The sequence below is a fragment of the Streptomyces sp. NPDC001194 genome (genome assembly GCF_042896985.1).
GTDB lineage: Bacteria > Actinomycetota > Actinomycetes > Streptomycetales > Streptomycetaceae > Streptomyces.
Window position 1 is genome coordinate 112,329 of the sequence record NZ_JBIAXU010000002.1, and the last position, 21,762, is coordinate 134,090.

18 protein-coding genes are annotated in these 21,762 nt (G+C 72.1%); 15 read left to right on the forward strand and 3 right to left on the reverse strand.

Going from position 1 to position 21,762, the window contains the following annotated elements; translation table 11 throughout:
* From ACFY1T_RS05215 to galE, 6 genes are all read left to right on the forward strand, one after another.
* The coding region (locus ACFY1T_RS05215) for a ribonuclease E/G (protein WP_390787421.1) at positions 1–3,751 on the forward strand (3,751 nt) is incomplete at its 5' end.
* Positions 3,752–4,028: 277 nt separating this feature from the next.
* Positions 4,029–4,349 (forward strand): 50S ribosomal protein L21, encoded by a 321-nt coding sequence (gene rplU, locus ACFY1T_RS05220; protein ID WP_030159347.1) that lies wholly within the window; start codon positions 4,029–4,031, stop codon positions 4,347–4,349.
* A gap of 13 nt (positions 4,350–4,362) precedes the next feature.
* A complete protein-coding gene (gene rpmA / locus ACFY1T_RS05225; RefSeq protein ID WP_048480572.1) occupies positions 4,363–4,617 on the forward strand; it encodes a 50S ribosomal protein L27 in 255 nt (84 codons plus the stop codon).
* A 169-nt stretch (positions 4,618–4,786) separates the two neighbouring features.
* On the forward strand, positions 4,787–6,232 hold the full coding sequence (obgE, locus tag ACFY1T_RS05230; protein WP_390787043.1) for a GTPase ObgE: 1,446 nt from the start codon (positions 4,787–4,789) through the stop codon (positions 6,230–6,232).
* Positions 6,233–6,309: 77 nt separating this feature from the next.
* Positions 6,310–7,929: a glycosyltransferase family 2 protein gene (locus ACFY1T_RS05235; protein WP_390787044.1), complete on the forward strand. Its 1,620-nt coding sequence runs from the start codon at positions 6,310–6,312 to the stop codon at positions 7,927–7,929.
* 79 nt (positions 7,930–8,008) lie between these two features.
* The gene (galE, locus tag ACFY1T_RS05240) at positions 8,009–9,010 is read left to right on the forward strand and encodes a UDP-glucose 4-epimerase GalE (RefSeq protein ID WP_390787045.1); all 1,002 of its coding nucleotides are present in this window, start codon (positions 8,009–8,011) and stop codon (positions 9,008–9,010) included.
* 91 nt (positions 9,011–9,101) lie between these two features.
* Here galE and ACFY1T_RS05245 read toward each other — a convergent pair whose 3' ends face one another.
* Both ACFY1T_RS05245 and ACFY1T_RS05250 read right to left on the reverse strand, forming a co-directional pair.
* Positions 9,102–10,250: a glycosyltransferase gene (locus tag ACFY1T_RS05245; protein WP_390787046.1), complete on the reverse strand. Its 1,149-nt coding sequence runs from the start codon at positions 10,248–10,250 to the stop codon at positions 9,102–9,104.
* Complete coding sequence (locus ACFY1T_RS05250; RefSeq protein ID WP_390787047.1) at positions 10,247–13,126, reverse strand: CDP-glycerol glycerophosphotransferase family protein; 2,880 nt, start codon at positions 13,124–13,126, stop codon at positions 10,247–10,249. Before ACFY1T_RS05250 ends, ACFY1T_RS05245 begins: the two co-directional genes overlap by 4 nt.
* A gap of 158 nt (positions 13,127–13,284) precedes the next feature.
* On the opposite strand from ACFY1T_RS05250, the gene ACFY1T_RS05255 reads away from it, so the two are divergent.
* From ACFY1T_RS05255 to ACFY1T_RS05285, 7 genes are all read left to right on the forward strand, one after another.
* Positions 13,285–14,316 (forward strand): glycosyltransferase family 2 protein, encoded by a 1,032-nt coding sequence (locus tag ACFY1T_RS05255; protein WP_390787048.1) that lies wholly within the window; start codon positions 13,285–13,287, stop codon positions 14,314–14,316.
* A 3-nt stretch (positions 14,317–14,319) separates the two neighbouring features.
* On the forward strand, positions 14,320–14,742 hold the full coding sequence (locus tag ACFY1T_RS05260) for a GtrA family protein (protein ID WP_390787049.1): 423 nt from the start codon (positions 14,320–14,322) through the stop codon (positions 14,740–14,742).
* A gap of 89 nt (positions 14,743–14,831) precedes the next feature.
* Positions 14,832–15,959 carry a glutamate 5-kinase gene (proB, locus tag ACFY1T_RS05265; protein WP_053689029.1) on the forward strand — a complete coding sequence of 376 codons (1,128 nt, stop codon included), beginning with the start codon at positions 14,832–14,834 and terminating at the stop codon, positions 15,957–15,959.
* Positions 15,960–16,020: 61 nt separating this feature from the next.
* The gene (locus tag ACFY1T_RS05270) at positions 16,021–16,440 is read left to right on the forward strand and encodes a hypothetical protein (protein WP_372481466.1); all 420 of its coding nucleotides are present in this window, start codon (positions 16,021–16,023) and stop codon (positions 16,438–16,440) included.
* A 140-nt stretch (positions 16,441–16,580) separates the two neighbouring features.
* Positions 16,581–17,858 carry a glutamate-5-semialdehyde dehydrogenase gene (locus tag ACFY1T_RS05275; protein WP_030862406.1) on the forward strand — a complete coding sequence of 426 codons (1,278 nt, stop codon included), beginning with the start codon at positions 16,581–16,583 and terminating at the stop codon, positions 17,856–17,858.
* Positions 17,859–17,935: 77 nt separating this feature from the next.
* Positions 17,936–18,484, forward strand: a complete 549-nt coding sequence (locus ACFY1T_RS05280) for a hypothetical protein (RefSeq protein ID WP_390787050.1) — start codon at positions 17,936–17,938, stop codon at positions 18,482–18,484.
* 68 nt (positions 18,485–18,552) lie between these two features.
* The gene (locus tag ACFY1T_RS05285; RefSeq protein WP_390787051.1) at positions 18,553–19,701 is read left to right on the forward strand and encodes a hypothetical protein; all 1,149 of its coding nucleotides are present in this window, start codon (positions 18,553–18,555) and stop codon (positions 19,699–19,701) included.
* Here ACFY1T_RS05285 and ACFY1T_RS05290 read toward each other — a convergent pair.
* A complete protein-coding gene (locus ACFY1T_RS05290; protein WP_390787052.1) occupies positions 19,685–20,764 on the reverse strand; it encodes a M48 family metallopeptidase in 1,080 nt (359 codons plus the stop codon). The two genes, ACFY1T_RS05285 and ACFY1T_RS05290, sit on opposite strands and share 17 nt — an antisense overlap.
* A 141-nt stretch (positions 20,765–20,905) precedes the next feature.
* Between ACFY1T_RS05290 and ACFY1T_RS05295 the strand changes: the two genes are divergently transcribed.
* Together ACFY1T_RS05295 and nadD are read left to right on the forward strand one after the other, a co-directional pair.
* Positions 20,906–21,073: a hypothetical protein gene (locus tag ACFY1T_RS05295; protein WP_037836848.1), complete on the forward strand. Its 168-nt coding sequence runs from the start codon at positions 20,906–20,908 to the stop codon at positions 21,071–21,073.
* Positions 21,074–21,141: 68 nt separating this feature from the next.
* Positions 21,142–21,759, forward strand: a complete 618-nt coding sequence (gene nadD / locus ACFY1T_RS05300) for a nicotinate-nucleotide adenylyltransferase (protein WP_030862415.1) — start codon at positions 21,142–21,144, stop codon at positions 21,757–21,759.
* Positions 21,760–21,762 lie beyond the last annotated feature (3 nt).

Genomic DNA, 21,762 nt, shown 5'->3' on the forward strand with positions numbered 1-21,762 from the left:
TGCCGCCGAGGTCGTCGTCGAGGCTGCCGCTCCGGCTGCTGCTCCGGTCGTCGAGGAGCCCGCCGCTCCGGCCCCGCGTGCCCGCCGTCGCGCCACCCGCGCCGTGGCCGCCCCCGAGGCCCCGGCCGCCGCCGTGACGGAGGCCGCTCCGGCCGCCCCCGCCGCCGAGGAGGCCGCTCCGGCCGCCGCTCCGGCCCGTGCCCGCCGCCGTGCGACCCGCGCCGTGGCCGCCCCGGAGACCCCGGCTGCCGCCGAGGTCGTCGTCGAGGCTGCCGCTCCGGCTGCTGCTCCGGTCGTCGAGGAGCCCGCCGCTCCGGCCCCGCGTGCCCGCCGTCGCGCCACTCGCGCCGTCACCGCCCCGGAGACCCCGGCTGCCGCCGAGGTCGTCGTCGAGGCCGTCGAGGCTGCCGCTCCGGCTGCTGCTCCGGTCGTCGAGGAGCCCGCCGCTCCGGCCCCGCGTGCCCGCCGCCGTGCCACCCGCGCCGTCACCGCCCCCGAGGCCCCGGCTGCCGCCGAGGTCGTCGTCGAGGCCGCCGAGGCGCCCGCGGCGAAGGCCACCGTCACCGTCGCCGACGCCGTGGACTCCCCGAAGCGCGGCGGCCGCCGCCGCGCCACCCGCTCCGCCGCGTCCGCCGCCCCGGCCGCTCCGGCCGCCGCGCCGGCGCAGCCCGCCGCCGAGGAGCCCGCCGCCCCGGCCCGTGGCCGCCGCGCCGTGCGCCCCGCCGTCGCCGTGTTCCAGGCGCCGGTCTTCGCCGAGCCGATGTTCCAGACCCCGGAGACCGCCGCCATGGCCGCAGCGGCCGCCGCCGCGGCCGCCGAGGCGGAAGAGGTTGAGGAAGAGGAAGAGCTCGAAGCCGAGGCCGAGGTCGTCCAGGCCCCCGCCGCCCAGCCGGCCGGCCGCCGCCGTCGCCGTGGCCGCGGTGCGGTCGAGGCCGCCCCGGTCGCCGAGTCCGCGCCGGTCTCCCTGGCCGACGTGGAGCGCGTGGAGGACGAGGCCGAGGCCGCCGAGCTCGACGAAGAGGCCGCCGAGTTCGAAGAGGGCGACGAGACGGGCGAGCGCCCGTCCCGCCGCCGCCGTCGCGGTGGCCGTCGCCGCCGCCGCGGTGAGTCCGCCGACCTGGACGAGTCCTCCGAGGACGAGGCCGAAGCCGAGGCCGCCGAGCAGGAGGCGGAAGAGGAAGAGGCCGAGGACGACGAGGAGACCGGCGCCCTGGGCTCCAGCTCCAGCCGTCGCCGCCGTCGCCGTCGCCGCCGCAGCGGTGACTCCGGCGCCGAGGGCGAAGCGGGCGAGGACGACGGCGTACGCACCGTCGTCAAGGTCCGCGAGCCGCGTCCGGCCCGCGAGAAGGCCGAGCCGTCCGACGAGGTGCAGTCCATCAAGGGCTCGACCCGTCTGGAGGCGAAGAAGCAGCGCCGCCGCGAGGGCCGCGAGCAGGGCCGCCGCCGCGTCCCGATCATCACCGAGGCCGAGTTCCTGGCCCGCCGCGAGGCCGTCGAGCGCGTCATGGTCGTCCGCCAGGCCGGCGAGCGCACCCAGATCGGCGTCCTCGAGGACAACGTGCTCGTCGAGCACTACGTCAACAAGGAAGAAGCCACCTCGTACGTCGGCAACGTCTACCTGGGCAAGGTCCAGAACGTGCTGCCGTCGATGGAGGCCGCCTTCATCGACATCGGCAAGGGCCGCAACGCCGTCCTGTACGCCGGCGAGGTCAACTTCGAGGCGCTCGGCATGGCCAACGGGCCGCGCCGCATCGAGTCCGCCCTGAAGTCCGGCCAGTCGGTCCTGGTGCAGGTCACCAAGGACCCGATCGGCCACAAGGGCGCCCGCCTGACCAGCCAGGTCTCGCTGCCCGGCCGCTACCTGGTCTACGTGCCCGAGGGCTCGATGACCGGCATCAGCCGCAAGCTGCCCGACACCGAGCGCGCGCGTCTGAAGACCATCCTCAAGAAGATCGTCCCCGAGGACGCGGGCGTCATCGTGCGCACCGCCGCCGAGGGCGCGAGCGAGGACGAGCTGCGCCGCGACGTCGAGCGTCTGCAGGCCCAGTGGGAGGACATCCAGAAGAAGTCGAAGCAGATCTCGACCTCTTCGCCGAGCCTGCTGTACGGCGAGCCGGACATGACGGTCCGCGTCGTGCGCGACATCTTCAACGAGGACTTCTCGAAGGTCATCGTCAGCGGTGACACCGCCTGGGAGACCATCCACGGCTACGTGAACCACGTGGCCCCGGACCTGGCCGACCGGCTGTCGCGCTGGACCTCCGAGGTCGACGTCTTCGCGACGTACCGGATCGACGAGCAGCTCGCCAAGGCGCTCGACCGCAAGGTGTGGCTGCCCTCGGGCGGTTCCCTCGTGATCGACAAGACCGAGGCGATGATCGTCATCGACGTCAACACCGGCAAGTTCACCGGTCAGGGCGGCAACCTCGAAGAGACCGTCACCAGGAACAACCTGGAGGCGGCCGAGGAGATCGTGCGCCAGCTGCGCCTGCGCGACCTCGGCGGCATCGTCGTCATCGACTTCATCGACATGGTCCTGGAGTCCAACCGCGATCTGGTCCTGCGGCGGATGCTGGAGTGCCTGGGCCGCGACCGTACGAAGCACCAGGTCGCCGAGGTGACCTCGCTGGGCCTGGTCCAGATGACCCGCAAGCGGGTGGGCCAGGGCCTGCTGGAGTCCTTCTCCGAGACCTGTGTCCACTGCAACGGACGCGGTGTGATCGTGCACATGGAGACGCCGACCGCGGTCGGCGGCGGTGGCAACGGCAAGCGCGCCAAGCGTCGCGGCGGCCGTGGCCACGAGCACGACCACGAGATCGAGGGTGTCGAGACCGTCGAGGTCCTCGAAGCCGAGACCGAGACCGAGGCCGAGGTGGCCGCCGAGCTCGCGGCGCCGGTGGCGCTGCCCGAGCCGGCGTTCGTCGCGGACGAGGAGCTCTACGGCAGCCCGGCGGAGGCGGAGGCCGCGGCCGGCCTGAGCGGCCGCCGCAACCGCCGCCGTGCCACCCGCAAGGCGACCGCCCCGGCGGGTGCCCCGCGCGGTGCGGCCGCCCCGGCGCCGGCCCCCGTGGCCGAGCCGGTGGCCGAGCCCGTCGTCGAGCCGGTCGCCGAGGCCGCCCCGGTGACCGAGCCGGCCGACACGGTGCTGGAGCCGGCCGCCGAGGTCGTCGCGGAGGCCGCCGAGGCCGCCGAGACGGTCGAGGCCGCGCCCAAGGGCCGTACCCGTCGCCGCGCCACCCGCAAGGCCACGGCCCCGGCCCCGGTGGCCGAGGCCCCGGCCGAGCCGGAGCCGGTCGTGGAGGCCGCCCCGGAGCCCGAGCCCGTCGTGGCGGCCCCGGTGGCCGAGGCGCCGGTCGAGGAGGCCCCCGTGGCCGAGGCCGCACCGGCCCGTCCGCGTCGCCGTGCCACCCGTAAGGCCACCGCACCCGCCGGCTCCCCGGCCGGCGCGGCGGAGGCCGCCGTGGTGGTCGTCGAGACCCCCGCCGCCGAGCCCGAGGCCACCCCGGCCCCGGCCGAGGAAGCGGAGGCCGTCGAGGCCGAGAAGCCGGCCAAGAAGGCGGTCCGCAAGACGGCCGCCAAGAAGGCCCCGGCGAAGAAGGCCACCGCCGCCAAGAAGACGACGGCCGCCAAGAAGACCGTCGCGAAGAAGGCGACGGCCAAGAAGACCGTGGCGAAGCGGGCGACGAAGAAGACCGCGGCGGCCGAACAGCAGTCGCTGCCCTCCGTCTCGGCCCCGGCCGACGAAGCCTGATCCGCCGCACGGCCGTGGACCCCGCCCGGAGGCGGGGCCCACGGCCTGCACAGGGCCCGGTTTGACCCTCCGGAACCGGCCCCGTAACCTAGACCGTCGGCATGTCCTAGATGATTACGTCTAGTGCGCGTCGCGCTCCTGAGCACCTTCCTCCGCCGGGCATCGCCCGCAGGAGAGGCCGCTCGTCCAATCCGGATCAGTTCGGTCCCCCCGCAAGAGGGGGCTGCCTGAGCGGCTGGCTTCAGGAGCATCCGTCCCGAGTGAGAGAGAGATCCGCGTGTACGCCATCGTGCGCAGCGGTGGTCGCCAGCACAAGGTTGCTGTTGGTGACATCGTTGAGGTTGACAAGATTTCCACTGCCAAGGTTGGCGACACGGTCGAGCTCTCGACCCTGCTCGTTGTCGACGGCGACGCCGTGACCAGCGACCCGTGGGTGCTGGCCGGGATCAAGGTCCAGGCCGAGATCGTGGACCACCACAAGGGCGCCAAGATCGACATCCTGCGCTACAAGAACAAGACCGGCTACCGCCGTCGCCAGGGTCACCGCCAGCAGTACACGGCGATCAAGGTCACCGGTATCCCCACGGCTGCGAAGTAAGAGGGACTGAGACATGGCACACAAGAAGGGCGCATCGTCCACCCGGAACGGGCGCGATTCCAACGCTCAGCGGCTCGGCGTGAAGCGCTTCGGCGGTCAGGTCGTCTCCGCTGGTGAGATCCTCGTCCGCCAGCGCGGCACCCACTTCCACCCGGGTTCGGGTGTGGGCCGTGGCGGCGACGACACGCTGTTCGCGCTGCAGGCCGGTGCCGTCGAGTTCGGCACCCACCGCGGCCGCAAGGTCGTCAACATCGTTCCGGCCGCCTGATCCAGCTCCTGCTGATCAGCGGTACGTAACTTCCCGAGGGCGGATCTCAGCTCTTCCCGGCGCGAGCCGGGAAGAGAGGTCCGCCCTCGGTGCGTTGTCATACAGACCACGTTTTAATGGGCAGCTAGGCCTGCCCGGGACATTCCCGTATGTATCTGGAGGAACAACCATGACCACCTTCGTGGACCGCGTCGAGCTGCATGTCGCCGCGGGTAACGGGGGCCACGGCTGCGCCTCCGTTCACCGGGAGAAGTTCAAGCCGCTCGGCGGCCCCGACGGCGGAAACGGCGGCCGTGGCGGCGACGTCATCCTGGTGGTGGAGCAGGCGATCACCACCCTGCTGGACTACCACCACAGCCCCCACCGCAAGGCCACCAACGGCAAGCCCGGCGAGGGCGGCAACCGCTCCGGCAAGGACGGCCAGGACCTGGTCCTGCCCGTGCCGGACGGCACCGTCGTCCTCGACAAGGAGGGCAACGTCCTCGCCGACCTCGTCGGCCAGGGCACCACGTTCGTGGCCGCCGAGGGCGGCCGCGGCGGCCTCGGCAACGCCGCGCTGTCCTCCGCCCGCCGCAAGGCCCCCGGCTTCGCCCTCCTCGGCGTCCCCGGCGCCACCGGCGACATCGTCCTGGAGCTCAAGACCGTCGCCGACGTGGCCCTCGTCGGCTTCCCGAGCGCCGGCAAGTCCTCGCTGATCTCGGTGCTCTCCTCCGCCAAGCCGAAGATCGCGGACTACCCCTTCACCACCCTCGTCCCGAACCTGGGCGTCGTCACGGCCGGCTCGACCGTCTACACGATCGCCGACGTCCCGGGCCTCATCCCGGGCGCCAGCCAGGGCAAGGGCCTCGGCCTGGAGTTCCTGCGCCACGTCGAGCGCTGCTCGGTGCTCGTGCACGTCCTGGACACCGCCACCCTGGAGTCCGACCGCGACCCGATCGCCGACCTCGACGTCATCGAGGAGGAGCTCAAGCTCTACGGCGGCGGCCTGGAGAAGCGCCCGCGCCTGGTCGTCCTCAACAAGGTCGACATCCCCGACGGCCAGGAGCTCGCCGACATGGTCCGCCCGGACCTGGAGGCCCGCGGCTACAAGGTCTTCGAGGTCTCCGCCGTCGCCCGCACGGGCCTCAAGGAGCTCTCCTACTTCCTCGCCGAGGGCATCGCCAAGGCGCGCGCCCGCAAGCCGAAGCAGGAGGCGACCCGCATCGTCATCCGCCCGAAGGCCGTGGACGACGCCGGCTTCACCGTCACGTACGACGAGGTCGAGGACGTCTACACGGTGCGCGGCGAGAAGCCGGAGCGCTGGGTCCGCCAGACCGACTTCAACAACGACGAGGCCGTGGGCTACCTGGCCGACCGCCTCAACCGCCTCGGTGTCGAGGACGCGCTGAAGAAGGCCGGCGCCCGCGCCGGCGACGGCGTCGCCATCGGCTCCGACGAGAACGCGGTCGTCTTCGACTGGGAGCCGACCGTCATGGCCGGCGCCGAGATGCTGGGCCGCCGCGGCGAGGACCACCGTCTGGACGCCCCGCGTCCGGCCACCACCCGCCGCAAGGAGAAGGAAGCCCAGCGCGGGGACTCGGCTCAGAAGGAGTACGACGAGTTCCGGCCCTTCTGATCTGCTGATTTGCCGTTCTTCGGACCCGGACGGCGGGGTTGAAGTGATGTTTACCCCCGTCGCCTAGGATCCACTGGGTGAGCAGCACCAACACTCCCAGCGTTTCCGTCGTGGTGATCGCGTACAACGACGCCGTGCTCGTGGGCGAGGCCGTTTCCTCGGCACTCGCCCAGGGCCCGGTCGTCGCCGAGGTGATCGCCGTGAACGACGCCTCGGCCGACGGCACCGCGCGGGTGCTGGACGAGCTGGCCGCCGTCCATCCCCGCCTGAAGGTGGTGCACCGGACGGAGAACAGCGGCGGCTGCGGTACCCCGCGCAACGACGGGATCGCGGCCGCGAGTTCCCCGTACGTCCTCTTCCTCGACAGCGACGACGTGCTGCCCCCGGGGGCGGCCGACGCCCTCGTGCGCGCCGCGGAGGAGCACCGCGCGCCGGTGACCGTCGGCGCGTGCGTACGCCGTGAGCTGCCGCAGTACCACGACGTGCCCTGGATGCCCGGGCTGTACACCGCGGGCGACGTGATCGAGCGGCCCGCCGACCGGCCCGAGCTGGTCCGGGACACCCTCTGCGTCAACAAGCTGTACGAGCGGGCCTTCCTGGACAAGCACGCGATCCGCTTCCCGGACGGCCGGTTCGTCTACGAGGACTTCGTCTTCACCGCGCGCGTCCTGGCCGCCGCCCCGCGCATCGCCGTCATCGGCGACCTCGTCTACGTCTGGCACGTGCGCCGCGATGCCGCCCGGGTGTCGATCTCCCTGGACCGCAAGGACGTCGGCAACTGGCGCTCCCGGATCGAGGCCCACCGCACGGCCCTGCGGATCATCACCGACTCCTCCGCGGAGCTGGGCCTCGCCTGCCAGGTGAAGTTCCTGGAGTACGACCTGCGCATGTACCTGCGCGAGCTCGGCAAGGACCCCGAGTACCAGGCCGCCTGGTGGACGCTGACCCGCGACTACGTCGCCGGGTTCGACGAGGCCGCCGTGGAGGCCGCCGGGGCGCACGCCCGCTGGGTCGTGCGGCTGCTGCGGGCCACCGAGACCCCGCCCGCCGACGTCGAGCGGCTCACCCGCTTCGCCGCCGAGCCGCCCCGGCTGCTGCCCCCGTACGCGACCGGCCCGGACGGGCGGCCCGTGTGGAGCGCGCAGCTCCCGGTGGTCCTGGACGGGCTGGCCGCGCTGCCGGTGGCCGCACTGCCCGTCAGCATCGACGCCGAACCGGTCGGCGCGGGCCGGCTCCGGATCCGGGTGCGCGAGCTGTACGGGCGCCTCGCCGAAGCCGGACCGCGCACCGCCCGGCTGAGCTTCGTGCCGCGGGCGGGCGGGAGGCCCGTGCAGGACCGGCCGGTGGAGCTGAGCCCCGCCGCCGACGGCGACGGCTGGACCGCCGAACTGCCGTTCCGGCTCACCGCGGTGGCCTCCGCGGGCCGCCGCCAGGGCCGCCGCGGCATGCAGTCGTGGGGCGTCCAGGTGGGCGTGGAGTTCGCCGACGGGAGCTCCCTGCTCACCTCTCCGCGCCCCCTCGACGACCTCCTGCGCCGCCGGGCCCTGCCGAGCAGCAGGTACGGTGTTCTGCTGGCGCAGCCGTTCCGTACGGGCGGGGGATCACTGGCCCTGCGGCTCGCGCCGGGCGCCGCGGGCGCACTGAGCCTCGTACGCAACCGCCTCCACCGGGCCCGGGCAGGCCGCGGAGCGGAGTGAAGACAGCCGGCGACCGCGAGGTCGCCCGAGATTTCGGACAGGACTCCGGAACAGCTCCGGGGACCCCAGGGAGATACGCATGACTTTTCTGATCACTGGTGGCGCCGGCTACATCGGCTCCCACGTCGTCCGCGCGATGGTCGCCGCAGGTGAGAGCGTCGTCGTCTACGACGACCTCTCCACGGGCAACGAGGACCGCGTCCCGGAGGGCGTCCCGCTGGTGATCGGCACGGTCCTGGACCGGCTGAACCTGGACGAGACCATCCGGCGCTACAAGATCACCGGTGTGGTGCACCTGGCGGGCAAGAAGCAGGTCGGCGAGTCCGTCGAGAAGCCGCTGTTCTACTACCACGAGAACGTGCAGGGCCTCCAGGTCCTGCTGGGCGCGGTGGCCGCGGCCGGCGTCCGCAACTTCCTGTTCTCCTCCTCCGCCTCCGTGTACGGCATGCCCGACGTGGAGCTCGTCACCGAGGAGACCCCGTGCGCGCCGCTGAGCCCGTACGGCGAGACGAAGCTGGCCGGCGAGTGGCTGGTCCGCGCCGCCGGCAAGGCGCACGGCATCTCCACCGCCTGCCTCCGCTACTTCAACGTGGCGGGCGCGGCCGCCCCCGAGCTCGCGGACACCGGGGTCTTCAACCTGGTGCCGATGGTCTTCGAGCGGTTCGACAAGGGCGAGGGCGCCCGCATCTTCGGCGACGACTACGCGACCCCCGACGGAACCTGCATCCGCGACTACATCCACGTCGAGGACCTCGCCGAGGCCCACGTGGTGGCCGCCCGCAAGCTCGTCGAGTGGGGCGCGACCGGGGAGTACAAGGACCTCACCGTCAACATCGGCCGCGGCGAGGGCGTCTCCGTACGGGAGATGGCACAGCTGCTGAACGAGGGCACCGGGCACTCCTACGAGCCCGTCGTCGTCCCGCGGCGCCCCGGTGACCCGGCGAAGGTCGTGGCCTCGGCCGACAAGATCGCGGCGGAGCTCGGCTGGAAGGCCAAGCACGACGTCCGCGAGATGATCACCTCGGCCTGGGCGGGCTGGGAGGCCAACCGCAAGGGCGAGCTGCCGCACGTCGCGCGCTGAGCCCGTACACCGCGTCGAACACCACGAAGCCGCCCGCCCCGGAACGCATCCGGGGCGGGCGGCTTCGCGGTGAGGCCGGCCGGTGCTGCGATCAGCGCTCCAGGAACGTGAACAGCTCTTCCCAGCGGTCGGTGATCTCGGCGCTGGAGTACCGCTGCACGTTGCGGAAGGCGTTGTCGCCGAGCCGGTCGCGCAGTGCGCGGTCCGACATCAGCACGTCGAGGTGCCCGGCCAGCTCCATCGTGTTGCCCAGCCGGGCCAGCAGCCCGTCCTCGCCGTGCGCCACGATCTCCCGCACGCCCGGCGCGCAGTCGAACGCGGCCGCCGGCACGCCCGCGGCCATCGCCTCCAGCAGCGTGATCGGGAAGCCCTCGGCCCGCGAGGCCTGCGCGAACACCGAGGCCCCGCGCAGCGCGCCCAGCACGTCGTCGGTGCTGCCCATCCACTCCACGGAGTCGGTCAGCCCGAGCCCGGCGGCGTGCGCCCGCAGCGCCGGCTCCTCGACGCCCGCCCCGTAGATCCGCAGGACCCAGTCGGGGTGGTGCGGTGCGGCGTCGGCCCACGCGTCGAGCAGCAGGTCCACGCCCTTCTCGAAGGCGAGGCGGCCGACACTGGCGACGACCTTCTCCGTGCGCGGCGCCGGGGACTGCGGCATGAACGGCAGCGGGTTCGGCATGCTGCCCACGTTCTCCATGCCGGCCCGGATCCACAGGTCCGCGTCCTCCGGGGTCAGCACCAGCAGCCGGTCGACCTCCCGGTAGTGGCGGCGGACCCGATCGCCGCGGGTGGACTTCTGGCTGGCCTCGAACGACTCGTGGCTCATGCCGATGACGCTGAGCCCCTTGGTGTCGGCGAGCGCCACCCACTCCATCGCCCAGACCTGCGTGACGATCACGACGGCCCCGGGGCCGGCCGCGCGGAAGAGCTCGTTCAGTGTCTCGGCCTTGGCCCGCATCATCGCCCGCCGGGCCGCCTGGCGGCGCCGCTCGGGGGCGTTGAGCCTGCCCTTGATCCCGCGCAGGCGGCGGGCCCCCGGCGGGTGTGCGTCGTACAGGGTGGTCATCGCGTACGGCAGGTCCTGCGGCAGCTTCTGCCGGATCTCCTCGGCGACCGGGGCGATGCCGACGATGTGCACCCGGTGCCCGCGGCCGGTGAGCAGCCCGGCCATCTGGTGCGACCAGGTCGTCACGCCGCCGAGCTCGTCGACGCTGTTGGAGACGATGAAGATGTCCCGGCTCACTTGCCGCTCCCGGTGAAGAACTTCTCGACGATCTGGCGGGCGGCGTCCCCGCGGTCGTACTCGCCGAACTCGGTGAGGAAACGCTGCCGCGCCTCGGCGTACTTGGCGTCCGCCTCGTCGAAGGCGGCCAGCGCCTGGAGGAGTTCGTCGGCCGTGGCCACCACCGGACCGGGCGCCTTCTCCTTCAGGTCGAAGTACGTGCCGCGGATGTCGGTCGCGTACTTCTCGTAGTCGTACGCGAAGAACAGCATCGGCCGGTCCAGGACCGAGTAGTCGAACATCACGGACGAGTAGTCGGTGATCAGACCGTCGGCGAGCGCCAGCAGCGGGGTGATGTCGTGGTGCCGGGACACGTCGATGACCCGGCCCGCGACCGACGGCGGCAGCGAGACGCTGTTGAGGTAGTGCGTGCGCACCAGCAGCGTGAAGCGGTCGCCGAGGCGCTCGGCGAACTCCTCCACGTCGAAGGGGAACTCGAAGCCCTCCACCGCGCCGTCCGCGTTCGCCCGGAAGGTCGGCGCGTACAGGAGCACCTTCTTCTGCGGGTCGATGCCCAGCTCGGCCGCGAGCGGCCCGCGCACCCGCTCCCCGCTCTGCGTCTCGGCGCGGTGCGCCTCGACCAGGGCGTCGTTGCGCGGGTAGCCGGTGCGCAGCAGCACCTCGTCGCGCAGCCGGAAGCCCTTGGCGAGGGTGCGGGCGTCGTGCTCGGAGCGGATCAGGAAGTGGTCGAAGCGGTTGACGGCCGCCTGGAACCGGTCCTGGCCGGCCTTGCCCTGCGCCTTGGTGCGGGGCTCGTGGAAGCCCATGCGCTTGAGCGCGGATCCGTGCCAGGTCTGGATGTACGTGGTTCCCTCGCGCTTGGTCAGGGCCAGGGGGAAGCCCTGGTTGTCGACCCAGAACTCGGCCTGAGCCAGCGCGCGCAGGTACTGCCAGCTCCACCGGCGCACCAGGGTGGCGTCCTTGGGGAAGCCGGTGGGCTTGCCGCCCGCGTACGACCAGATCGCCTCGAACGGGACGCCCTGGCGGACCATCTCCTCGTAGATCGCCTTCGGGCTGTCGCTGTACTGCTTGCCCATGTGGCTCTCGAAGACGACCGTGCCCTTCTTGATCGGCAGCTTCGAGAAGACCTCGTGGTAGACCTTCACCTTCTGCTCGCCCGAGCCGAGGTTGCGCCGGGCCCGCAGCGCCTTGCGCAGGCCCCGCTTGACCACGCCGGCGGCCTTGCCGTGCATCGCGCTGCTGATCAGCGTCTGCGTGCGGACGGCGGCGGCGCCCTCGGCGGTCAGGACGTAGGAGAGGTTCCCCTTCTTGGTGACCTCCGGTGCGAAGCGGTCCGAGACCAGCCGGGTCAGCCGCGGGCGCACCCGCAGGCGGGCCGCCGACTCCAGGTCGACCCCGCCGACGGAGACGCGGGTGGTGAGCCGGGTGCCGCCCGCGTTCAGTTTCAGGCGGACGTCCCAGACGGCGTCGATGATGCCGAGCGGGCGGACGGTGCCGGCGACGTCGGCCGTGGCGGTCCACTCGATCGTGTCACCGGCGTGCCGCACGGTTGCCACCGGGAAGCTGAACGACCGCACGCCGATCTGCCGGCGGGCCCGGAACTCCAGGGTGGCCGACAGCTGCGCGTCGGCCGGGATCCGGCCCAGCGGGTTCACGACGGAGCCGGACATCGTCACGGTGCCCCGGCCGTCGTCCTCGTAGGAGGTGAGCCGGTCGCCCAGGGCGAGGGAGGTGAGCGGGGTGGTGTGGAAGGCCTGCTCGGTGACGTCCAGTATCCGCCGGGCCTCGTCGCCGTCGGGGCCGTCGACGTGCTCCGCACACCAGTAGACGCGGCCGTCGCGCTCGGCGAGCGGGGAGGTCAGCCGGCCCTTGTTGGTCATCGCGTCGGCGGCCGGGAGCAGGTTGTCCCAGTCCTCCTTGCCCAGCAGGTACGCGCAGATCGCCTGGAGGTACGTGACGTTCTCGTACGCGGCCGGGTCGATCCCCGCGAGGTAGCCGTTGGCGAGGCGGGCGAACTCCTGGCGGTACTCGTCGCTCAGCAGCGGCAGGTCGCGCAGGTGCAGCACCAGGTCGTGCTTGAGGAACTTGGCGTCCTTCGCGGACTTGATGTCCGTGTGCCCCTTGGCGGCCAGCAGCTCGTCGACGCGGCGGTGGATCTCCATCCGGTGGACGAAGTTCGCGATCTCGTGGCGCCGGTTGCTGATCGACTTCGCCGAGGCCTTCTCGACCACGTTCCAGTAGTACACGTGGTTCGGGATCAGCGTGATGCGGCGGGCGGCGACGTAGGCCTGCGCCGAGAAGAGCAGGTCCTCGTAGTGGATGCCGACCGGGAACTCCAGGCCCTGCTCCAGCAGGAACGCGCGCCGGTAGCACTTGTTCGTGGAGAGGGTGTCGTAGACCAGCAGGTCCGGGTCCTCGGTGATCGACTCCAGCGTGCGGGTGCGCGAGTAGATCCAGGGGTACCACTCGGTGGTCTTGCCCCACCTGTTGTCGAGGTGGACGCGCACGCACATGCCGGAGACCAGGTCGGAACCGGTCCGCTCGGCCGCGGCCAGCATGTTCCGGCAGGCGTTCCGTTCGAGGACGTCGTCGCTGTCCAGGAACATGACGTACGTGCCGGTGGCCTGCCGGATGCCGTGGTTGCGCGGGGCACCGCAGCCGCCGCTGTTCTCCGGCAGCCGGAAGGCGCGCACCCTCCCCGGGTGCGCGGCCTCGAGCTCCTGCGCGACCGCGTACGACCGGTCCTTGCTGCAGTCGTCGACGATCACGACTTCGACCCCGTGCAGGGTCTGGTCCAAAACCGACTGGACGGCTGTCGGCAGACGCTCTGCGTCGTTGTAGACGATGACGACCACGGAGACGTCAGGCACGTGCACCTCGATCCCTTTGTTCCATTCCGCTTAACCCGTCAAAGCTACCGTGTGCCGCGCTCGGATCCGGCAGGCCGACCCCCGGCGTGCATACTTCTAAGGAAGAGGTGTGTGGCGGGTCCGGTCGCCGACAATCACCCGTTCGGACCCAGCAGGAAGTGTTCATGACGAAGCTGTCCGTAGTAGTCCCTTGCTACAACGAAGAAGCCGTGATCGACAGCTTCGACCTGGAGATCCGCAGGGTCCTGGACTCCCTGCCGGTCGAGTACGAGGTCTGCTACGTCGACGACGGCAGCCGCGACGGCACCCTCGCCAAGCTCCGGAAGATCGCAGCCGAGCACGGGGACAGGACCCGGTACGTCTCCTTCAGCCGCAACTTCGGCAAGGAGGCGGGCATGCTCGCCGGCCTGCGCGAGGCCACCGGCGACGCCGTCGTGATCATGGACGCCGATCTCCAGCACCCGCCGGAGCTCATCGCCACGATGCTCGACTACTACCGCCAGGGCCATGACCAGATCATCGCCCGCCGCACCCGCGAAGGCGACAAGAAGGTCCGCTCCGCCCTCAGCCGCCTCTACTACCGCGGCGTCAACCGCTGGGTCGACGTGGAGCTCACCGACGGCGTCGGCGACTTCCGCCTGCTGTCCCGGCCGGCCGTGGACGCGCTGCTGTCCCTGCCCGAGTACAACCGCTTCTCCAAGGGCCTCTTCTCCTGGATCGGCTTCGACACCGTCCACTTCGACTACCGCAACGCCCAGCGCGAGGCCGGCGAGACGAAGTGGAAGTTCGGCTCCCTGCTGAACTACGCCATGGACGGGCTGATCTCCTTCAACAACCGGCCGCTGCGGATCGGGATCTGGGCGGGCGTGTCGCTGGTGGCGCTGACCGTCCTGTACGCCGTGTACGTCGCCATCAGCGCGATGACCAACGGCATCGACGCACCCGGATACGTCACCCTCGTCGCGATCATCACCGGTATCGGCGGCGTCCAGATGATCATGCTGGGTCTGATCGGCGAGTACATCGGCCGCATCTACTACGAGACCAAGCGCCGCCCGCACTTCCTGGTGAAGGAGGCCCACGGCGCGGACCCGCAGGCCCGGCCCGACGCCGCCGAGGTCCACACCGGCGCCCGCGAGCGCGGCGGCCTGTCCGCCGCGCGCCCGACGGTCTCCGCCGAGCGGGAGGTGCGCTGAACCGTGCGCAGCCAGCTCGGCCAGATCCTCCGCTTCGGCCTCGTCGGCGCCGTCAACACCGGCACCTTCTTCGTCATCTACCTGCTGCTGCACCCGTGGATGCCGTACTTCCTGGCCTACACCCTCGCCTTCCTCCTGGCGATGGTCGGCTCGTTCTTCCTGAACACCTACTTCACCTACCGGACCAAGCCCACCTGGAAGAAGTTCCTGCTCTTCCCGCTGACGAACATCACGAACTACGTGATCCAGTCCGCGGGGCTCTACGCCCTCGTGACCTGGGCCGGGCTCGACACCCGGATCGCCCCGCTGGTCGCCGCGGTCGTGGCCATCCCCTTCACGTACCTGCTCTCGCGCAAGATCCTCGTCCCGGGCGCGGCCGCCGCGGCGAAGGACCCGGAGCCGGCCCGCAGCGGCACCGGGGCCTGAGTCCACCGGCTGAAACCCCTGCGCGGGCGCGCCGCGGCACCCCGTAGATTGAGGTGGCAGATGTACCGGCAAGGGGCAAGGGGACAGACGTGTCAGCGGCTAGGCAAGGTGTCGTGGACGCCCGCAGGATCGTGGTCAAGGTCGGATCCTCCTCCCTGACCACCGCGGCGGGCGGACTCGACGCCGACCGGGTGGACGCCCTGGTCGACGTACTGGCCAAGGCGCGCAGCGGCGGGGAGAAGGAGATCGTCCTCGTCTCCAGCGGAGCCATCGCCGCCGGACTCTCCCCGCTCGGCCTGCGCCGCCGCCCCACCGACCTGGCCCGCCAGCAGGCCGCCGCCAGCGTCGGGCAGGGGCTGCTGGTCGCCCGGTACACCGCCTCCTTCGCCCGGTACGGGGTCCGCGTCGGGCAGGTGCTGCTGACCAGCGACGACACCAGCCGCCGGGCCCACTACCGCAACGCGTACCGGACCCTGGACCAGCTCCTGGCCATGGGCGCCCTGCCGGTGGTCAACGAGAACGACACCGTCGCCACCGACGAGATCCGCTTCGGCGACAACGACCGGCTCGCGGCCCTCGTCGCCCACCTGGTCCGCGCCGACCTCCTCGTTCTCCTGTCCGACGTCGACGGCCTCTACGACGGCGATCCGTCACTGCCCGGCACCACCCGCATCGACGAGGTGCGCGGCCCCGAGGACATCGCTCACGTGTCGATCGGCAGCGCCGGCAAGGCGGGCGTCGGCACCGGCGGCATGGTCACCAAGGTCGAGGCGGCCCGGATCGCGGCCGCGGCCGGCATCCCCGTCGTCCTCACCTCCGCCAGCCAGGCGGCCGACGCCCTGGCGGGCCGCCTCACCGGTACGCACTTCCACGCCACGGGCCGGCGCTCGGCGGACCGGCTGCTGTGGCTCCAGCACGCCTCGACCCCGCAGGGACACCTGGTCCTCGACGAGGGAGCCGTACGCGCGGTGACCGAACGCGGCAGCTCCCTGCTGCCCGCGGGGATCGCGGCCGTCGAGGGCGACTTCGTCGCCGGAGACCCGGTGGAACTGCGCGGGCCCGACGGCCGCGCCGTGGCCCGCGGGCTGGTCAACTTCGACGCCAAGGAACTCCCGCAGCTGCTGGGCCGCTCCACCAGGGAGCTGGCGAAGGAACTCGGCCCGGCGTACGAGCGCGAGGTCGTACACCGCGACGATCTGGTCCTGCTGGAGGGCTGAGGTTCGGTAAAACCGCCGCGCGGCGGGCCGGGGACTGGTCAACTGTGAAGGGCGGACAGGGATGGCGCAGACAGGAGGCGGGCTGGTGAGACGAGCGCTGACCAGCATCAGCGGCGGCGGGGACGGCGAGCAGGTCGAAGCCTCCCGTCTGTGGCACGTCACCCTGAGCGTCTCCGGCAAGCCGGCGCCGCTGTCGGAGGTCCGGCGCGGGCTGGAACAGCTGGCGCACGACCACCCCTTCCTGCTGACCAGCCGGTACGCCGACGACCACGCGGAGATCCGGTACTGGGAGGAGGCCCGCGACCTCCACGACGCCGCGGCCGTCGCCCTGCGCCTGTGGGGCGAGCACCGCTCCTCGGCGCAGCTCCCGCCGTGGGAGATCGTCGGCCTCGAGGTCATCGACCGCGCGACGTACCACCTCCGAGTGGCAGAGGGCTACGGCCCACCCCCGGCACATCCGGTGGGCGTGCACCCTTATTGACGCTCCGCGGGTGGTGTCACCGCCCGGGATCCGGCGGATGCCCCTGCGCCGCGGGGCGCGGTGGCCCGGTGCCGGGGCGGGGCGTCTCGCGGGGTGGAAAGCCGTCGGCCCGGGCGGGGCCGGGGACTACCCTGGGCGGCATGACCTCGCTCGACGCCCCCGCCTCGCCCGTGATCGCCACCGCGCAAGCGGCCCGCACCGCCGCCGCGGCCATCGCCCCCCTCCCGCGGTCCGCCAAGGACACCGCGCTGCTGGCCATCGCGGACGCGCTGGTGGCCCGTACGGCCGAGATCGTCGAGGCCAACGCGGTGGACATCGCCAAGGCCCGTGAAGCCGGCACCAGCGAGACCGTCATCGACCGCCTCACCCTCACCCCCGACCGCGTCGCGGCCATCGCCTCCGACGTCCGGGACGTCGCCGCCCTCCCCGACCCCGTCGGCGAGGTCGTCCGCGGCTCGACCCTCCCCAACGGGATCGACCTCCGGCAGATCCGCGTCCCGCTCGGCGTCGTCGGCATCATCTACGAGGCCCGCCCCAACGTCACCGTCGACGCCGCCGCCCTGTGCCTCAAGTCCGGCAACGCGGTCCTGCTGCGCGGCAGCTCCTCCGCCTACGCCTCCAACACGGCCCTCGTCGCCATCCTCCGCGACGCCATCGCCGGGGCCGGCCTCCCCGCCGACGCGATCCAGCTCGTCCCCGGAGAGTCCCGCGACTCCGTCCGCGAGCTGATGCGCGCCCGCGGCCTCGTCGACGTCCTCATCCCGCGCGGCGGTGCCTCCCTCATCAAGACCGTCGTCGAGGAGTCCATCGTCCCGGTCATCGAGACCGGTACCGGCAACTGCCACGTCTACGTGGACGCCCAGGCCGACCTCGACATGGCCGTGGACATCCTCGTCAACTCCAAGGCGCAGCGGCCCTCGGTCTGCAACTCCGCCGAGACCCTCCTCGTCCACCGCGACATCGCCGACGCGTTCCTGCCGCGCGCCCTCGACGCCCTCGCCGAGGCGGGCGTCACCGTCCACGGCGACGACCGGGTCCTCGCGGCCGCCGAGCACTCCAAGGCCACCGCGCTGCCCGCCACCGACGAGGACTGGGCCGCCGAGTACCTCTCGTACGACATCGCCGCCGGGGTCGTCGACTCCCTCGACGACGCCGTCGCCCACATCCGCCGCTGGACCTCCGGCCACACCGAGGCGATCGTCACCACCTCGCAGGCCGCCGCCCGCCGCTTCACCCAGCTGGTCGACTCGACCACGGTCGCCGTGAACGCGTCCACCCGGTTCACCGACGGTGGCCAGTTCGGCTTCGGAGCCGAGATCGGGATCTCCACCCAGAAGCTGCACGCCCGGGGCCCGATGGGCCTTCCCGAGCTGACCTCCACCAAGTACATCGTCACCGGCGACGGTCACGTCCGGTAGTCGGACCCCGTACACCGGGTGGCCGGAATTCGGCGCACACCCTGCCCAAAGCGGTCCCCCCGGTCTAGGCTGGTCCCGTGCCGGACGACGTGGGGGGCAAGTTCCCGGACGAAGGGGACCCCGACAACGACGACCGCGGAGGCGCGGATCAGGACTTCGCCTCCGTGGTGTTCGACGAGGACTTCGTCCGGAGCGCCGAGATCCATGAGCCGAGCGCCGCGGAGCGCCAGCGCGCCGCGGACCGGGCGCGCGCGGAGGCGGAAGCCGCCCGCGCCGTGGCCGGCGGCTGGACCTCCGACGACGACTACGACGGCTACGGCTACGGCCGCCCCGAGGGGTACGGCCTCGACGAACCCGGCTGGGACCACCGCCCCGGCTACGCGGAAGGCCCGTACGGGGCCTACGGCGGCGCCCTGCGGCCCTACCGGGGCCGCTCGCCCTGGCTGCGCCCGGTCGCCTGGGTGCTCGCCGTCGTGATGGGCCTCGGCATGGTCGCCCTGGCCTTCAGCGCCGTCTACCGCAGCGCGTCCAGCGACGCCGACCACGCGCCGGCGCCCGCCACCACCCCGCTCACCGAAGTCACCGGCGCCGGAGCGTTTACGTACCCCGTCGGCCGCCAACCCTGAAGGTACGACCCCGCTTGCGTTCACCGCAGCCGGGGGCTTCTCTGAAGCGGGGACAGCGGGGAGAAGCAATGGCCGTGCCAGGAGATCCACCCGACGGCACCCCCGAGGGCATCGGCGGGGGCGACGAGGAGTTCCGGTCGGACGAGTACCGGTCGGTGGTGTTCGACGAGGACTTCGTCCGGGCTGCCCGGCTCCAGGAGTTCTCCGCCCAGGAGCGCATGGGCGAACACGCACGGGCCGTACGCAGCCGGTCCATGTGGTCCGGCGGCGGCTCCTCCCGGCCCCGGACCGGCACCCCGGGCCGCGGCGCCCGTCAGGGCATGCTGCTCGTGCTGCTCATCGCCGTGGCCTTCGCCATGGCGGTCTACATGGGCCTGAGCAACCCGGCCCTGCCCCCGGCCACCGGCCGCGCCGAGCCGCTGACCAGCACGGTCGTACCGCTCGCGCCCGCCACCGCCGTGCCCGGCGGGCGGCCCGTGGACCTGTACGCGAAGAGCCCGGCGGCCGACTACCGCGTCGGGGCGGCGGGGATCAACCTGCCCGGCGCGCGCCGCACCCAGCACTTCACCGAGGGGCAGGTCATCACCGCGCTGTCCATCGCCAAGGACTACCTGGTGCAGTCCTCGCTGGACCCCGACGTGCTGGCCGGGGCCGCCACCCGGCCCGTGCGGGTCCTGCTCGACCCCGACCAGACGGACCAGTTCGACCGCAGCATGACCACGCCCTCCGGAGACGGTCGGCACGCCGTCACCGGCTGGCTGGTCCGCTTCGACCCGGGCACGGCCGTCGTGGCCGACACCCGGGTCCGGGTCAGCGGCACCCTCGCCGTCGACGAGGTCTCCGCCGACGTCCTCGAAGTGATCACCGACCACACCTTCGTGTACGCCGTGCGCCCCGCCACCGGATCCCCGGCCGCCGCCGACGGCGCCTCGCTCTTCACCGTCCGGCGGGAGCTGAAGCTGCGCTTCGACCGGGAGGACCTCACGGCCCGCCGGGCCGAGCTGGTCACCGCCTACGTCATGGCCGGGCCGCAGGACTGCTCCACCGACCCCGCCGAAGGCTTCCGCCCGGTCCTGGCCGGGGCCGGACCGACCACGGTCGGCCCGGCCGCGAGCGATCCGTACGCCAGCGGCACTCCGAGGCGCACCGCCGGGCTGTGCGGCGTACTGGCGGAGCCCACGCCCGCCGGGGAGGCGCCCGTCAGCCCTGCTCCGTAGCCCCGCCCTTCGCCCCGCCGGCAGCGCCCGAGCCGCCGCCGGCCGCGCCGGTGAACTTGTCGCGCAGCTTGCCGCCGACGTCGGCCGCCCCGCCCGCGATGTCCCCGACCAGCTTGAACAGGGGGTCCTTGCTGCTGCGCACCGACTCCGCGTAGTGCGAGGCCGACTCCCGGAAGGAGTCCGACACCGAGGTGTCCTTGTCCTCCTCGCGCCGCGGGTAGTGGCCGTCCATGATCCGCTGGTAGTCCCGGTTCTGGGACCACTTCTTCAGCTCGGCCGCCCGCACGGTGGTGAAGGGATGGGTCCGCGGCAGCACGTTGAGGATCTTCAGCACGGAGTCGCGCAGATCGCCGCTCGCCTCGTACTCCTCGGCCTGGGCCAGGAAGGAGTCCACGTTCATCTCGTGGAGGTGGTTGCCGCCCGCGATCTTCATCAGGCCGCGCATCGAGGCGTTCACGTCCTGCCCGACCAGCAGCCCGGCCCGGTCGGCCGACAGCTCCGACTTGCGGAACCACTCGCGCAGCGCGGTCACCAGCGCCATGATCGCCACATTGCCCAGCGGGATCCATGCCACCTTCAGCGCCAGACCCGTCAGGAACAGCAGGATCGTGCGGTACACCGCGTGCCCCGACAGCGCGTGGCCCACCTCGTGGCCCACGACCGCCCGCATCTCCTCCTCGTCGAGCAGCTCGACCAGGCCCGTCGTCACCACGATGATCGGCTCGTCCAGTCCGATGCACATCGCGTTCGGCTTCGGGTCCTGCTGCACGTACATCTGCGGGACCTTCTCCAGGTCCAGGATGTAACAGGCGTCGCGGAGCATCTCGTGCAGGTGCGGGAACTGCGTCTCGCCCACCCGGACCGACTCCGACAGGAACAGCAGCCGCAGGCTGCGCTCCGGAAGCAGCCCGCTCAGGGCCTTGAACACGGTGTCGAACCCGCTCAGCTTGCGCAGCGCCACCAGCGCCGAGCGGTCCGCCGGGTGCTCGTACGCCCGCGAGGAGATGCCGGGGAACCTCCTGCGGTTCCTCGCCGGCACCTTCTCGAACCCGGTCTCCGTCATAACGCCCTCCCCCTTGATCGGCCTGCGTGCTCCTGCGTCTATCCTCTCCAACGCCTGAGTCGGCGTGAGCGTGCCCCAGGCCCCCGCATACGATGTGAGCGAAGTCTCCGCTCGCTCCCCGACTCGATAGGTATCTGCCTGATGAGCCTCTCCTCCACCGCCCACAACCTGGTCGTTCTCGCGTCGGAGGGCGCCGAGCAGCACGGCGGCAACCACGACAGCCTGAACCCGTACCTGACCGGCGGCGGCGCGCTGTTCATCCTGCTCCTGATGCTCTGGGTGACCACGCGCCTCAACCGCGACCGCTGAACCCGTCGTCGCGCACGCGCTCGATCGCGGGTCCGCACCGCTCCGCCGGGCCAGTAGGCTCTGCGCTCATGGGAGAGCAGGAGATGCCTACCGGCCCGGTCAAGCGCCGGCTCGGCGTGATGGGCGGGACATTCGACCCGATCCACCACGGACACCTGGTGGCCGCCAGTGAAGTGGCCGCCCTGTTCCACCTCGACGAGGTGGTGTTCGTACCGACCGGCCAGCCGTGGCAGAAGTCGCAGCGCGCCGTGTCCCCCGCCGAGGACCGCTATCTGATGACGGTCATCGCGACGGCCTCGAACCCCCAGTTCTCGGTGAGCCGCATCGACATCGACCGCGGCGGGCCGACGTACACCATCGACACCCTGCGTGATCTGAGCGCCCTCAACGAAGACGCCGACCTCTTCTTCATCACCGGTGCCGACGCCCTCGCCCAGATCCTGACCTGGCGCAACGCCGACGAGCTCTTCTCGCTCGCCCACTTCATCGGCGTCACCCGGCCGGGCCACGTGCTCACCGACGACGGGCTCCCCGAGGACGGCGTCTCGCTCGTGCAGGTGCCCGCGCTGGCGATTTCGTCCACGGACTGCCGCACCAGGGTCGCCCAGGGGGATCCTGTCTGGTATTTGGTGCCCGACGGTGTGGTGCGCTACATCGACAAGCGTGAGCTGTACCGGGGAGCCTGAGCT

What these genes read in the sequence shown, in the direction of transcription:
- rpmA (WP_048480572.1), top strand. Translation starts at nt 4,363, where the DNA reads ATGGCACACAAGAAGGGCGCATCGTCCACCCGGAACGGGCGCGATTCC.
- obgE (WP_390787043.1), top strand. Translation starts at nt 4,787, where the DNA reads ATGACCACCTTCGTGGACCGCGTCGAGCTGCATGTCGCCGCGGGTAAC.
- galE (WP_390787045.1), top strand. Translation starts at nt 8,009, where the DNA reads ATGACTTTTCTGATCACTGGTGGCGCCGGCTACATCGGCTCCCACGTC.
- ACFY1T_RS05255 (WP_390787048.1), top strand. Translation starts at nt 13,285, where the DNA reads ATGACGAAGCTGTCCGTAGTAGTCCCTTGCTACAACGAAGAAGCCGTG.
- ACFY1T_RS05270 (WP_372481466.1), top strand. Translation starts at nt 16,021, where the DNA reads ATGGCGCAGACAGGAGGCGGGCTGGTGAGACGAGCGCTGACCAGCATC.
- ACFY1T_RS05275 (WP_030862406.1), top strand. Translation starts at nt 16,581, where the DNA reads ATGACCTCGCTCGACGCCCCCGCCTCGCCCGTGATCGCCACCGCGCAA.
- ACFY1T_RS05285 (WP_390787051.1), top strand. Translation starts at nt 18,553, where the DNA reads ATGGCCGTGCCAGGAGATCCACCCGACGGCACCCCCGAGGGCATCGGC.
- ACFY1T_RS05290 (WP_390787052.1), bottom strand. Translation starts at nt 20,764, where the DNA reads ATGACGGAGACCGGGTTCGAGAAGGTGCCGGCGAGGAACCGCAGGAGG.
- ACFY1T_RS05295 (WP_037836848.1), top strand. Translation starts at nt 20,906, where the DNA reads ATGAGCCTCTCCTCCACCGCCCACAACCTGGTCGTTCTCGCGTCGGAG.
- nadD (WP_030862415.1), top strand. Translation starts at nt 21,142, where the DNA reads ATGGGAGAGCAGGAGATGCCTACCGGCCCGGTCAAGCGCCGGCTCGGC.